Here is a 12,404-nt window from a genome sequence, read left to right on the forward strand (position 1 = left end):
CACGGGCAGACGTCAGACTTCGCGAAAACGCATCGACAGATCGAGCGCCTGCACGTGCTTAGTCAGCGCGCCCACCGAGACATAATCCACTCCGGTGGCGGCGATCTGCGGCAGCGTCGTCTCCGTCACGTTGCCGGACACCTCCAGCAGTGCGCGCTTCGCCGTCAGCGTAACCGCCTGCTGCATCATCGCCAGCGTGAAGTTATCCAGCATGATGATGTCGGCACCGGCCGCCAGCGCCAGCTGCAGTTCGCTGAGATTTTCCACTTCCACCTCGACCGGCACATCCGGATGCAGCCACAGGGCTTTCTCCACCGCTTTACTGACCGAACCGCTGGCAATGATGTGGTTTTCTTTGATCAGGAAAGCGTCGGACAGGCCCAGGCGATGATTCTGCCCGCCGCCGCACAGCACCGCATACTTGAGCGCGGTGCGCAGCCCGGGCAGGGTTTTGCGCGTATCCAGCAGCTGGGTATTGCTGCCAGACAAGAGCGCCACATAGCGGTTCACGGCTGTCGCCACGCCGGAGAGCGTCTGCACAAAGTTTAACGCGGTGCGTTCTGCGGTCAGCAGCAACCGCGCCGGTCCCTGTAATTCAAACAGCAGCTGATCGGCCACCAGCGGTTGGCCGTCTTCGACGTGCCAGGTAATGGAAACGTTATTGCCCAGCTGGATAAACACCTCTTCCACCCAGCGTTTACCACAGAAAACACCGGCTTCGCGGGTGATAACGCGCGCTACAGCCTGCGCCGCCTGCGGCAACAGCTGGGCGGTGATGTCGCGGTCAGCGTCAACGTCACCGCCTAAATCCTCCTGAAGCGCGCGCGCCACGGTTTCCGGGATATCCAGCTGAATACGTTTAAGCAGTTCCTGACGACGATGTTCGGGATTATAACGACGCGACACCATGATTTTGCGGCTCCACCCTGCAGATTACGTGCGCTCACCTTAGCCTGATTTTGCAGCTATTGCCAGACACGCCAGGTGAAATGTTTAGTATCCTTAACTTGCTCATGCCATAACGCATTAAGTCACAAGCAGCGAGGTGGAATCATGGTATTCTCAGCCAGATTTTGTTCAGGATAACAGGCATGAAACTGGAACACGGCTGGATCACGAGCGCACGCAAGGTGCCGTCGCCGCACTTCAATGCGCGGCCGGATAACGAAGCGCCGTCGCTGCTGATCATTCATAACATCAGTCTGCCGCCGGGCGAATTTGGCGGTCCGTGGATCGACCAGCTGTTCACCGGTACGCTACCGGCTGATGCGCATCCCTATTTTGCGGATATCGCCCAGTTACGCGTGGCGGCGCACTGTCTGATTCGCCGTGACGGTGAGCTGGTACAGTATGTTTCCTTTGACCAGCGCGCCTGGCATGCCGGCATTTCGCAGTTTGCCGGACGGGAAAACTGCAACGATTTTTCCATGGGCATTGAGCTGGAAGGCACTGACACGCTGCCCTACACCGATGACCAGTACGCTACGCTGCAGCAGGTTACCCGCCTGCTGATGCAGCATTATCCGCTGACGCCGCAGCGTATCACCGGTCACAGCGATGTTGCGCCGGAACGCAAGACCGATCCCGGTCCGGCATTTGACTGGATACGCTATAAACAGGCTATCGGGCAGGAGCACCCCTGACACCGCAGGAGCAGGTATGACGTTGTTTAGTTTGTTGTTAGTTTTGGGTTGGGAACGCCTTTTTAAATTAGGTGAACACTGGCAGCTGGATCATCGGCTTGAGCCGCTGTTTCGCGGTCGCCAGCGCTTCTCGTTGCTGCGTACGCTGCTGATGACCGTGATCGCCATGCTGCTGGTCTGGCTGGTGGTGTGGAGCCTGAAGGGCATTCTGTTTGGCGTGGCGCAACTGCTGTTCTGGATTGTGGTCGGTTTGCTGTGTATTGGTGCCGGCTCGGTGCGGCTGCATTACCATCAGTACCTTAAAGCGGCGAGCCACGATGATGAAGCGGCCCATCAGGCGATGGCGGCAGAGCTGACGCTGATTCACGGCGTGCCGGTTGACTGTAGCGAGCGCGAATTTCTGCAGGCGCTGCAAAACGCGCTGATCTGGATTAATTTCCGCTTCTATCTTGCGCCGCTGTTCTGGTTTGTGGTCGGTGGCCCTTACGGGCCAGTGTTGCTGGTGGGGTATGCGTTTCTGCGCGCCTGGCAGAGCTGGCTGGCAAAACACCGTTCCCCGCTGGAACGCGCACAGTCCGGCATCGATCGCATTCTGCACGTGCTGGACTGGATTCCGGTGCGGCTGGCCGGTGTGGCCTATGCGCTGCTGGGCCACGGCGAGCGTGCGCTGCCGGCATGGTTTGCCGCGCTCAGTGATGTGCATCGTCCACAGTATCAGGTGCTGACCAGCCTGGCGCAGTTCTCGCTGGCGCGCGATCCGCATCTGGATAAAGTGGAAACGCCACGGGTCGCCGTGGCGCTGGCCAAACGCGTTTCACTGGTGCTGGTCGTGGTAGTGGCGCTGTTGACCATCTACGGCACGTTAGTGTGATCGGCAGGCGGCACGCCGAAATCCGGTGTGCCGTCTTCGCGCCAGGCAAAATATTTAAGCCGCGTATGGCGGTTGGGATCCCACAGCGGATCGCCCTCAATTTCGGTGTAATTCCGCGCGTGATACACCAGCACATCCCGTCCTGCTTCATCCACGGTAAAACTGTTATGCCCCGGACCGTACTGATGATTATCCCAGCTGGTGGCAAATACCGGCCGCGCCGATTTGTGCCATGCGCTGATGTCGAGCGGATCGGCCTGCGCGTCAATACTCAGTATGCCGAGGCAGTAATTTTCATCCGTGGCGCTGGCTGAGTAGGTGACAAACAGCCGCTCGCCATGGCGAATCACCGCCGGTCCCTCATTAACGCTAAAGCCGGCACACTCCCACTCATACTCCGGCCGGCTGAGCATCAGCGGCTGGGTTTTCAGCGTCCACGGATTCAGTAATTCCGCCAGATAAAGGTTGGAGTTACCAGGAATGGCCGGGTCTTTTTGTGCCCACAGATACCAGTTTTTACCCTGATGCACGAAGTGGGTGGCGTCGAGGGCAAAGGTATCAAGGTGGGTTTGCACGCGGCGGCACGGCTGCCAGTGACCGCTGAGCGGATCGGCATCATCACATACCAGCGCGTACATACGGTGCTGAAACAGCCCCTCTTTGATTTCGCGGGATGGCGCTGCGGCAAAGTAAATCACCCACTGGCCATTGATCAGGTGCAGTTCCGGTGCCCAGATCAGGGCGCTGCAGGGACCGCTGTCCGGTTTACGCCACACGGTAGTGGCCGGGGCGGTAATCAGGCCGTTAAGCGTGCTGGCATAGCGCAGCTCCAGCCGATCGTACTCGGGCACCGAAGCGATAAAGTAGTAGCCATCGCCGTGGCGCAAAATAAACGGATCGGCACGTTGCGTAATAAACGGGTTAGGCCAGCTCATTTAATTTCTCCTGGTTGTGAGGTTGCGCGGCGAACGGGGGCAGACAGGTCATGGAAGTTGGCGCGACGCAGGGCGAGATCCTGCTGGATGGTGCGCATCAGCGCGCGGTCCACTTTCAGCAGGCGCACCACGCCGGCGGTGATCAGATAGCCGACGCCGGGGATCAGGGTAAACAGCAGCACAATGCCGTTAAGCGCGCTGGCAGACTGCTGCTTCGCCGCTGCGTCATAGCCATACATCGACAATAAAAACCCGACCATGGCACCCGCTACCGCCAGTCCGACCTTGAGGAAAAACAGGTTGCCGGAGAAGCTGATCCCGGTGATGCGTTTACCGGTTTTCCATTCGCCGTAGTCATCGACATCAGCCATCAGCGACCAGTGCAGCGGTGACGGGATTTGGTGCAGGATGTTCAGCAGGAAATAAGCGATCACCACGGTGACGGTGGCGTGCGGATCGATCCAGTAAAAGCCGCTGGAGAACAGCGCCAGCGCAATGTTGGTCCAGAAAAACACCTTGAGCTTGCACCAGCGATCGGTGAGGACTTTCGCCAGTGTGCTGCCCAGCATCATGCCGATGACGCCCAGGCTGATAAACAGCGTCGCAAAGTGCGTCGACTGGCCCATCACCCAGGTGACGTAATACATGGTGGCGGCCATGCGAATAAAACCGGGACAGACATTACAGAACGTCAGCAGCAGAATGCGCACCCACTGATCGTTCTTCCATACATCGCGCAAATCTTTCTTCAGATCATCGTTGCTCGGTACCGCCGGGCGAATACGCTCGCGCACCGTGGCAAAACAGAACAGAAACATCACCAGGCCAATCAGCGCCAGCACGCTCATTGCCAGCTGATAGCCGCGCGCTTTGTTGTCGCCGCCAAACCACTCGGCCATCGGCAGCAGCGACAGCGAGAGGATCAGCGTGGCGATGCCCACCATGACAAAGCGGTATGACTGGCAGGAGACGCGTTCACCGGGATCGTTAGTGATGACGCCGCCCAGCGAGCAGTAAGGAATATTGATGGCGGTGTAGGTCAGCGACATCAGGAAATAGGTGACAAATGCCCAGATCACCTTGTTGTCGTAGCTCCAGTCCGGGGTGGTAAACATCAGCACGCTGAACAGCACGTAGGGCAGCGATATCCACAGCAGCCACGGGCGAAAGCGTCCCCAGCGGCTCTGCGTGCGATCGGCAATCGCGCCCATTATCGGGTCGGTCACTGCATCCAGCACCCGTACCGACAGCAACAGCGTGCCGACCAGCGCCGGAGCCAGGCCAAATACATCGGTGTAGAAGTAGTTGAGGAACAGCATGATGGCACCGCCGATCATGTTGCATCCGGCGTCACCCATGCCGTATCCCAGTTTTTCTCTGAACGAGAGGGCTGCTCCTTTCATCAGTCGTCTCCTGCGACAAGTGGAGCAAAAATTATCAGCGTTAAATCAGTAACCTGGTGGGGAACAATCGGTCAGGATGATGGACAAAATACGCGGGCGGGGAAAAGTGTGAAGCGGATCGGCCCGGCAGCAGCGTGCCGGGCCCGGTGAAGCATCAGGCTTTCTGCACCCGATTTTTAACGGTATAACCCACGGCCAGCACCAGCAGCCACACCGGAATCAGCCACACTGAAATTGCCATGCCCGGCGTCATTAGCATGATCACCAGAATGGCCGCCAGGAACAGCAGGCAGATCCAGTTACCCAGCGGATACAGCACCGCCCTGAAACGGGTGGTCACGCCCTGCTGGTCTTTTTTCTTGCGGAATTTCAGGTGCGCGAGGCTGATCATCGCCCAGTTGATGACCAGCGCGGAGACCACCAGCGACATCAGCAGGCCGAAGGCTTCGCCCGGCATCAGATAGTTAATCAACACGCACAGCGCAGTGGCTACCGCCGACACCAGAATGGTCGCCACCGGCACACCACGACGATCCACTTTCAGCAGCGCTTTTGGCGCGTTACCCTGCTGCGCGAGGCCGAACAGCATGCGGCTATTACAGTAAACGCAGCTGTTATACACCGACAGCGCGGCGGTCAGGATCACCACGTTGAGCGCATTCGCCACCAGTGCATCGCCCAGTTCGTGGAAAATCAGTACAAACGGGCTGGTCTCTTCGGTGACGCGCGTCCATGGCAGCAGGGAGAGCAACACCGCCAGCGAGCCGATGTAGAAAATCAGGATACGCCACAGCACCTGGTTGGTGGCTTTAGGGATGCTCTCTTGTGGATTGTCGGCTTCTGCGGCGGTGATACCCACCAGTTCAAGGCCGCCGAAGGAGAACATGATGATCGCCATCATCATTACCAGCCCGCTAACGCCGTGCGGCAGGAAACCGCCCTGGTTCCACAGGTTGCTGACGCTGGCCTGTGGGCCGCCGTTGCCGCTAAACAGCAGCCAGCCGCCAAACAGGATCATACCGATGACCGCCACCACTTTGATAATCGCGAACCAGAACTCCATCTCACCGAACACTTTGACGTTGGTCAGGTTGATGGCGTTGATCACCACAAAGAAGATAGCCGCAGTGGCCCAGGTGGGGAATTCCGGCCACCAGAACTGAATATATTTGCCGACGGCGGTGAGTTCAGCCATCGCCACCAGCACATACAGCACCCAGTAGTTCCAGCCGGAGGCAAAGCCGGCAAAGTTGCCCCAGTATTTATAGGCGAAGTGGCTAAAGCTGCCGGCCACCGGCTCTTCCACCACCATTTCACCGAGCTGGCGCATGATCAGGAAGGCAATAAAACCGGCGATGGCATAGCCGAGAATCACGGCCGGACCGGCCGATTTAATCACTGATGCGCTGCCCAGAAACAGACCGGTACCGACGGCACCGCCCAGCGCAATCAGCTGAATATGGCGATTTTTCAGGCCGCGATGCAGCGTTTCGCCATGCTGTTGTTCCATACAAACCTCATGATGTTGTTATTGTGCACCTGCAGTGCGCGCACTGTAAGGCTGTTCTATCTGTGTACGTTTTTCTTTACGGTATCCGGCGGGCTGTGTGCAAGCCTGAGCTACCCTGGCGACCAGAATAGTGATAAGCGCGCCGCTTTGCACCTGCTTTTGCTTTTTGTGCTGAGAGATGGCTGAAAAAGCAGCAGCATCCTCTGCGCTTCCCTTGCGCTATTTCTGCCATGAATAAGGCTTAAACACGAATAGCATTCGCTTATGGCTACGCAGCCTGATGCGCGCTAATGCAGTGTAAGGTTTGGTAAAAGTGAAATCTGTTAACATTTGCCGCGCTGAGACGCTTTTCTGCCAGATCCCGGTAAGTTAGCGCACGGTAACCGGTGTCTGCGGTGAAAGTGTGCGGGGGGCCATATAGACACAAGGTGAATACTTTGTTACTTTACGGGCACCATTTTTCAATTGGTATTACCAATTTACTCCGGACGTTTGGCTCATAAGAAGGGATGATGGCCTACAGTAAAATTCGCCAACCCAAGCTCTCCGATGCAATCGAGCAGCAGCTGGAATCCCTGATTATGGAAGGGACGCTCCAGCCGGGTGAAAAACTGCTTCCCGAGCGTGAACTGGCCAAACAGTTTGATGTCTCACGTCCATCGCTGCGCGAAGCGATCCAGAGTCTGGAAGCCAAAGGCCTGCTGCTGCGCCGTCAGGGTGGTGGCACCTTCGTACAGCAGAACCTCTGGCAAAGCCTGAGCGACCCGCTGGTCGGCCTGCTTGCTGAACATCCTGAATCCCAGTTTGACCTGCTGGAAACCCGCCACGCGCTGGAAGGCGTTGCGGCCTACTACGCTGCGCTGCGCGGCACCGATGAAGACCTGCAGCGTATTCGCGACTGTCACGTCAACATCCAGCAGGCGCAGGACAGCGGCGATTTAGATGCTGAGGCCGATGCGGTCATGAAGTATCAGATCGCTGTCACAGAAGCCGCCCATAATGTGGTGCTGCTGCACTTGCTGCGTTCGATGGGCCCTATGCTGGAACAGAACGTCCGTCAGAATTTCGAATTGCTCTACGCTCGCCGCGAAATGCTGGCGAAAGTGAGCGGTCACCGCGCCAGTATCTTTGAGGCGATTGTGGCTCGTGAGCCAGAACAAGCACGCGAGGCATCCCATCGTCACCTGGCGTTCATTGAGGAAATCTTGCTGGACAGAAGTCGGGAGCAGAGCCGTCGTGAACGCTCCCTGCGTCGTTTACAGCAACGTAAGGAATAACGCACGGCAATGAACGTGCGACATAAACGACGGGCCTGTCTTCTTGTGCTGTGAATCAGAAGCAAAGCACAAGCAGACAGGCTCCTGATAATTCAACGTATTAGACACAGATAAGGAATACACCCCATGTCAGAACGTTTACAGAATGACGTGGATCCGATCGAAACTCGTGACTGGCTACAGGCGATCGAATCGGTCATCCGTGAAGAAGGTGTTGAGCGCGCGCAGTATCTGATTGATCAGGTATTGAGTGCTGCACGCAAAGGCGGTGTGAAAGTGGCAGCGGGCGGCAACGCCGTCAGCAACTACATCAACTCCATTGCGGTCGAAGATGAGCCGGAATATCCGGGGAACACCTCTCTTGAACGTCGTATCCGTTCCGCAATCCGCTGGAACGCCATTATGTCGGTTCTGCGTGCGTCGAAGAAAGATCTGGAGCTGGGTGGTCACCTGTCGTCTTTCCAGTCTTCTGCCACCATTTATGAAGTGTGCTTCAACCACTTCTTCCGCGCGCGTAGCGAGCAGGATGGCGGCGATCTGGTCTATTTCCAGGGCCACATTTCTCCGGGCATCTACTCGCGTGCGTTCCTTGAAGGACGCCTGACTGAAGAGCAGATGAACAACTTCCGTCAGGAAGTCCACGGCAACGGTCTCTCTTCCTATCCGCATCCAAAACTGATGCCGGACTTCTGGCAGTTCCCGACCGTGTCGATGGGTCTCGGCCCACTGAACGCCATCTATCAGGCGAAGTTCCTGAAATATCTGGAACACCGCGGCCTGAAAGATACTTCTAAGCAGACCGTTTACGCCTTCCTTGGCGATGGCGAGATGGACGAACCAGAATCCAAAGGGGCGATCACCATCGCTACCCGTGAGAAGCTGGATAACCTGGTATTCATCATCAACTGTAACCTGCAGCGTCTCGACGGTCCGGTCACCGGTAACGGTAAGATCATCAACGAGCTGGAAGGCATCTTTGCCGGTGCTGGCTGGAACGTGATCAAAGTGATCTGGGGCGGACGCTGGGACGAGCTGCTGAAGAAAGATACCAGCGGCAAGCTGATTCAGCTGATGAACGAAACCGTTGACGGCGACTATCAGACCTTCAAATCACGCGACGGTGCGTACGTGCGCGAGCACTTCTTCGGTAAATACCCGGAGACCGCAGCGCTGGTGAAAGACTGGTCAGACGAAGAGATCTTCGCCCTGAACCGTGGTGGTCACGATCCGAAGAAAATCTACGCGGCACTGAAGAAAGCGCAGGAGACCAAAGGTCAGCCAACGCTGATCCTGGCGCATACCATTAAAGGCTATGGTATGGGTGACACCGCGGAAGGTAAGAACATCGCGCACCAGGTTAAGAAGATGAACATGGATGGCGTTCGCTACATCCGCGATCGCTTCAACGTGCCAGTGGCTGACGACAAGATCGAACAGCTGCCGTATGTGACCTTCGAAAAAGGCTCAGAAGAGTACAACTACCTGCACGGCCAGCGCGAGAAGCTGGGTGGCTATCTGCCAACCCGTCAGGCTGAGTTCAGCGAAAAGCTGGAAATGCCGGCGCTGGAAGAGTTCAGTGCGCTGCTGGAAGAGCAGAGCAAAGAGATCTCTACCACCATCGCCTTCGTGCGTGCGCTGAATGTGATGCTGAAGAACAAGTCGATCAAAGATCGTCTGGTGCCGATCCTCGCGGACGAAGCGCGTACCTTTGGTATGGAAGGTCTGTTCCGTCAGATTGGTATCTACAGCCCGAACGGCCAGCAGTATACGCCGCAGGACCGTGAGCAGGTTGCTTACTATAAAGAAGACGAGAAAGGCCAGATTCTGCAGGAAGGGATCAACGAGCTGGGCGCAGGGTCTTCCTGGCTGGCGGCGGCGACCTCTTACAGCACCAACAACCTGCCGATGATTCCGTTCTACATCTACTATTCGATGTTTGGTTTCCAGCGCATCGGCGATCTGATGTGGCTGGCAGGCGACCAGCAGGCGCGCGGCTTCCTGGTGGGCGGCACGTCCGGTCGTACCACGCTGAACGGTGAAGGTCTGCAGCATGAAGATGGTCACAGCCACATTCAGTCGCTGACTATCCCGAACTGTATCTCTTACGATCCGTCTTACGCGTACGAAGTGGCAGTCATCATGCATGACGGTCTGGTACGTATGTACGGCGAAGCGCAGGAAAATATTTACTACTACATCACCACGCTGAACGAAAACTACCACATGCCTGCGATGCCGCAGGGTGCGGAAGAGGGTATCCGTAAGGGTATCTACAAGCTGGAGACGGTAGAAGGCAGCAAAGGCAAAGTGCAGCTGCTGGGCTCAGGTTCTATCCTGCGTCACGTGCGCGAAGCGGCACAGATCCTGGCGAAGGATTACGGCATCGGTTCTGACGTCTACAGCGTAACCTCGTTCACCGAGCTGGCACGCGACGGTCAGGATTGTGAGCGCTGGAACATGCTGCACCCAACGGAAACGCCACGCGTACCGTACATCGCTCAGGTGATGAACGACGCGCCGGCGGTGGCATCGACCGACTACATGAAGCTGTTCGCAGAGCAGGTTCGCAGCTACGTGCCAGCCAGCGATTATCGCGTGCTGGGTACCGATGGTTTCGGCCGTTCAGACAGCCGCGAAAACCTGCGTCACCACTTCGAAGTGGATGCGTCATACGTAGTGGTTGCAGCCCTGGGTGAACTGGCTAAACGCGGCGAAATCGAGAAGAAAGTGGTGGCGGATGCGATCGCGAAATTCAACATCGATGCCGATAAAGTTAACCCGCGTCTGGCTTAAGAGGTAAGAGAGTAATGGCTATCGAAATTAACGTACCGGATATCGGGTCAGACGAAGTTGAAGTCACCGAGATTCTGGTCAAGGTGGGCGACAAGGTTGAAGCCGAACAGTCGCTGATCACCGTGGAAGGCGATAAAGCCTCGATGGAAGTACCTTCGCCGCAGGCCGGCGTGGTTAAAGAGATCAAAATCGCGACCGGTGACAAAGTGAATACCGGTTCACTGATCATGATTTTCGACGCCGAAGGCGCAGCTGCTGCGGCACCGGCCGCCGAAGAGAAACCAGCGGAAGCCGCACCTGCTGCGGCCGCCGCCAGCGAAGCGAAAGACGTTAACGTACCGGATATCGGCGGCGACGAAGTAGAAGTCACCGAAATCCTGGTTAAAGTGGGCGACAAAGTGGCGGCTGAGCAATCGCTGATCACCGTCGAAGGCGACAAAGCCTCCATGGAAGTGCCTGCACCGTTTGCCGGTGTGGTGAAAGAGATCAAAATCGCCACGGGCGACAAGGTGAACACCGGTTCACTGATCATGATCTTTGAAGCCGAAGGCGCGGCGCCAGCAGCGGCTGCCAAACCTGCCGTGAAAGAAGCGTCGGCCTCCGCGCCAGCCGCGGCTGCGGGTGCCAAAGACGTTAACGTCCCGGATATCGGCGGCGACGAAGTGGAAGTCACCGAAGTCCTGGTCAAAGTAGGCGATAAAGTTGAGGCTGAGCAGTCACTGATCGTGGTGGAAGGCGATAAAGCGTCAATGGAAGTTCCGGCGCCGTTTGCCGGTACGGTTAAAGCGCTGAAAGTGGCTACCGGCGATAAAGTCAGCACCGGTTCGCTTATCATGGTGTTCGAAGTAGAAGGCGCTGCGCCGGCTGCTGCGGCACCGGCAGCGAAACAGGAAGCCGCACCCGCTGCAGAAGCCAAACCGGCTGCTGCACCTGCGCCAGCAGCGGCGAAAGCCGATGCGAAGAGCGAATTCGCTGAAAACGATGCTTACGTGCACGCCACGCCGGTGATTCGTCGCCTGGCGCGCGAGTTCGGTGTTAACCTGGCGAAAGTCAAAGGCACCGGCCGTAAAGGTCGCATCCTCAAAGAGGACGTGCAGGCTTACGTGAAAGACGCGGTGAAACGCGCTGAAGCGGCACCGGCTGCGGCCGCAGGCGGCGGTATTCCGGGCATGCTGCCATGGCCGAAAGTGGACTTCAGCAAGTTCGGTGAAATCGAAGAAGTGGAACTGGGTCGTATCCAGAAAATCTCGGGTGCTAACCTGAGCCGTAACTGGGTAATGATTCCGCATGTGACTCACTTCGACAAAACCGATATCACCGATCTGGAAGCGTTCCGTAAGCAGCAGAATGCGGAAGCCGAGAAGCGCAAGCTGGATGTGAAGTTCACCCCGGTGGTGTTCATCATGAAAGCGGTCGCCGCGGCACTGGAGCAGATGCCACGTTTCAACAGCTCGCTGTCGGAAGATGGTCAGAAGCTGACGCTGAAAAAGTACATCAACATCGGTGTGGCGGTCGATACGCCAAACGGTCTGGTGGTTCCGGTGTTCAAAGACGTGAACAAGAAAGGCATCACTGAACTGTCGCGTGAGCTGATGGCGACGTCGAAGAAAGCGCGTGATGGCAAACTGACCGCCAGCGATATGCAGGGCGGCTGCTTCACCATCTCCAGCCTTGGCGGCCTCGGCACCACGCACTTCGCGCCAATTGTTAACGCGCCGGAAGTGGCTATCCTCGGGGTGTCTAAGTCGGCGATGGAGCCGGTGTGGAACGGCAAAGAGTTCGCTCCGCGCCTGATGATGCCGATTTCACTGTCGTTCGACCACCGCGTCATCGACGGTGCGGATGGTGCGCGCTTCATCACCATCATTAACAATATGCTGTCTGATATTCGCCGTCTGGTGATGTGACGTTAATCAAGGCCGGCAAATGCCGGCCTTGTTGTAAGCATTCGGAGTTGCCGCGGTTGGCAGTT

At 57.1% G+C, this 12,404-nt stretch carries 9 protein-coding genes; 5 read left to right on the plus strand and 4 right to left on the minus strand.

Features of this window, described 5'->3' with window-relative positions; translation table 11 throughout:
* Positions 1-12: 12 nt before the first annotated feature.
* Positions 13-909, minus strand: a complete 897-nt coding sequence (gene nadC / locus C1Y42_RS17325; protein ID WP_104094009.1) for a carboxylating nicotinate-nucleotide diphosphorylase — start codon at positions 907-909, stop codon at positions 13-15.
* A gap of 182 nt (positions 910-1,091) precedes the next feature.
* On the opposite strand from nadC, the gene ampD reads away from it, so the two are divergent.
* Together ampD and ampE are read left to right on the plus strand one after the other, a co-directional pair.
* Positions 1,092-1,643: a 1,6-anhydro-N-acetylmuramyl-L-alanine amidase AmpD gene (gene ampD, locus C1Y42_RS17330; RefSeq protein ID WP_104094010.1), complete on the plus strand. Its 552-nt coding sequence runs from the start codon at positions 1,092-1,094 to the stop codon at positions 1,641-1,643.
* A 16-nt stretch (positions 1,644-1,659) separates the two neighbouring features.
* On the plus strand, positions 1,660-2,514 hold the full coding sequence (gene ampE / locus C1Y42_RS17335) for a beta-lactamase regulator AmpE (RefSeq protein ID WP_031279700.1): 855 nt from the start codon (positions 1,660-1,662) through the stop codon (positions 2,512-2,514).
* Here ampE and C1Y42_RS17340 read toward each other — a convergent pair.
* The 3 genes from C1Y42_RS17340 to aroP all read right to left on the minus strand — a co-directional run bounded on the left by C1Y42_RS17340 (position 2,496) and on the right by aroP (position 6,362).
* A complete protein-coding gene (locus C1Y42_RS17340; protein ID WP_104094011.1) occupies positions 2,496-3,449 on the minus strand; it encodes a family 43 glycosylhydrolase in 954 nt (317 codons plus the stop codon). The two genes, ampE and C1Y42_RS17340, sit on opposite strands and share 19 nt — an antisense overlap.
* Entirely contained in the window at positions 3,446-4,852 is a 1,407-nt protein-coding gene (locus C1Y42_RS17345) for a glycoside-pentoside-hexuronide (GPH):cation symporter (protein WP_031279699.1), read from the minus strand. Before C1Y42_RS17345 ends, C1Y42_RS17340 begins: the two co-directional genes overlap by 4 nt.
* Before the next feature lie 154 nt (positions 4,853-5,006).
* A complete protein-coding gene (aroP, locus tag C1Y42_RS17350; protein WP_058759500.1) occupies positions 5,007-6,362 on the minus strand; it encodes an aromatic amino acid transporter AroP in 1,356 nt (451 codons plus the stop codon).
* Positions 6,363-6,874: 512 nt separating this feature from the next.
* On the opposite strand from aroP, the gene pdhR reads away from it, so the two are divergent.
* The 3 genes from pdhR to aceF all read left to right on the plus strand — a co-directional run bounded on the left by pdhR (position 6,875) and on the right by aceF (position 12,339).
* Entirely contained in the window at positions 6,875-7,639 is a 765-nt protein-coding gene (gene pdhR / locus C1Y42_RS17355) for a pyruvate dehydrogenase complex transcriptional repressor PdhR (RefSeq protein ID WP_021507539.1), read from the plus strand.
* Positions 7,640-7,765: 126 nt separating this feature from the next.
* The gene (aceE, locus tag C1Y42_RS17360) at positions 7,766-10,432 is read left to right on the plus strand and encodes a pyruvate dehydrogenase (acetyl-transferring), homodimeric type (protein WP_021507538.1); all 2,667 of its coding nucleotides are present in this window, start codon (positions 7,766-7,768) and stop codon (positions 10,430-10,432) included.
* A gap of 14 nt (positions 10,433-10,446) precedes the next feature.
* Complete coding sequence (aceF, locus tag C1Y42_RS17365) at positions 10,447-12,339, plus strand: pyruvate dehydrogenase complex dihydrolipoyllysine-residue acetyltransferase (RefSeq protein WP_104094012.1); 1,893 nt, start codon at positions 10,447-10,449, stop codon at positions 12,337-12,339.
* The last annotated feature ends 65 nt before the right edge of the window (positions 12,340-12,404 follow it).

The sequence above is a fragment of the Pantoea sp. ICBG 985 genome (genome assembly GCF_002928365.1).
Classification (GTDB): Bacteria; Pseudomonadota; Gammaproteobacteria; order Enterobacterales; family Enterobacteriaceae; genus Pantoea; species Pantoea dispersa.

Excerpts from the sequence above, each read along its gene's own strand:
- nadC (WP_104094009.1), bottom strand. The coding sequence starts at position 909 with ATGGTGTCGCGTCGTTATAATCCCGAACATCGTCGTCAGGAACTGCTT.
- ampD (WP_104094010.1), top strand. The coding sequence starts at position 1,092 with ATGAAACTGGAACACGGCTGGATCACGAGCGCACGCAAGGTGCCGTCG.
- ampE (WP_031279700.1), top strand. The coding sequence starts at position 1,660 with ATGACGTTGTTTAGTTTGTTGTTAGTTTTGGGTTGGGAACGCCTTTTT.
- C1Y42_RS17340 (WP_104094011.1), bottom strand. The coding sequence starts at position 3,449 with ATGAGCTGGCCTAACCCGTTTATTACGCAACGTGCCGATCCGTTTATT.
- C1Y42_RS17345 (WP_031279699.1), bottom strand. The coding sequence starts at position 4,852 with ATGAAAGGAGCAGCCCTCTCGTTCAGAGAAAAACTGGGATACGGCATG.
- aroP (WP_058759500.1), bottom strand. The coding sequence starts at position 6,362 with ATGGAACAACAGCATGGCGAAACGCTGCATCGCGGCCTGAAAAATCGC.
- pdhR (WP_021507539.1), top strand. The coding sequence starts at position 6,875 with ATGGCCTACAGTAAAATTCGCCAACCCAAGCTCTCCGATGCAATCGAG.
- aceE (WP_021507538.1), top strand. The coding sequence starts at position 7,766 with ATGTCAGAACGTTTACAGAATGACGTGGATCCGATCGAAACTCGTGAC.
- aceF (WP_104094012.1), top strand. The coding sequence starts at position 10,447 with ATGGCTATCGAAATTAACGTACCGGATATCGGGTCAGACGAAGTTGAA.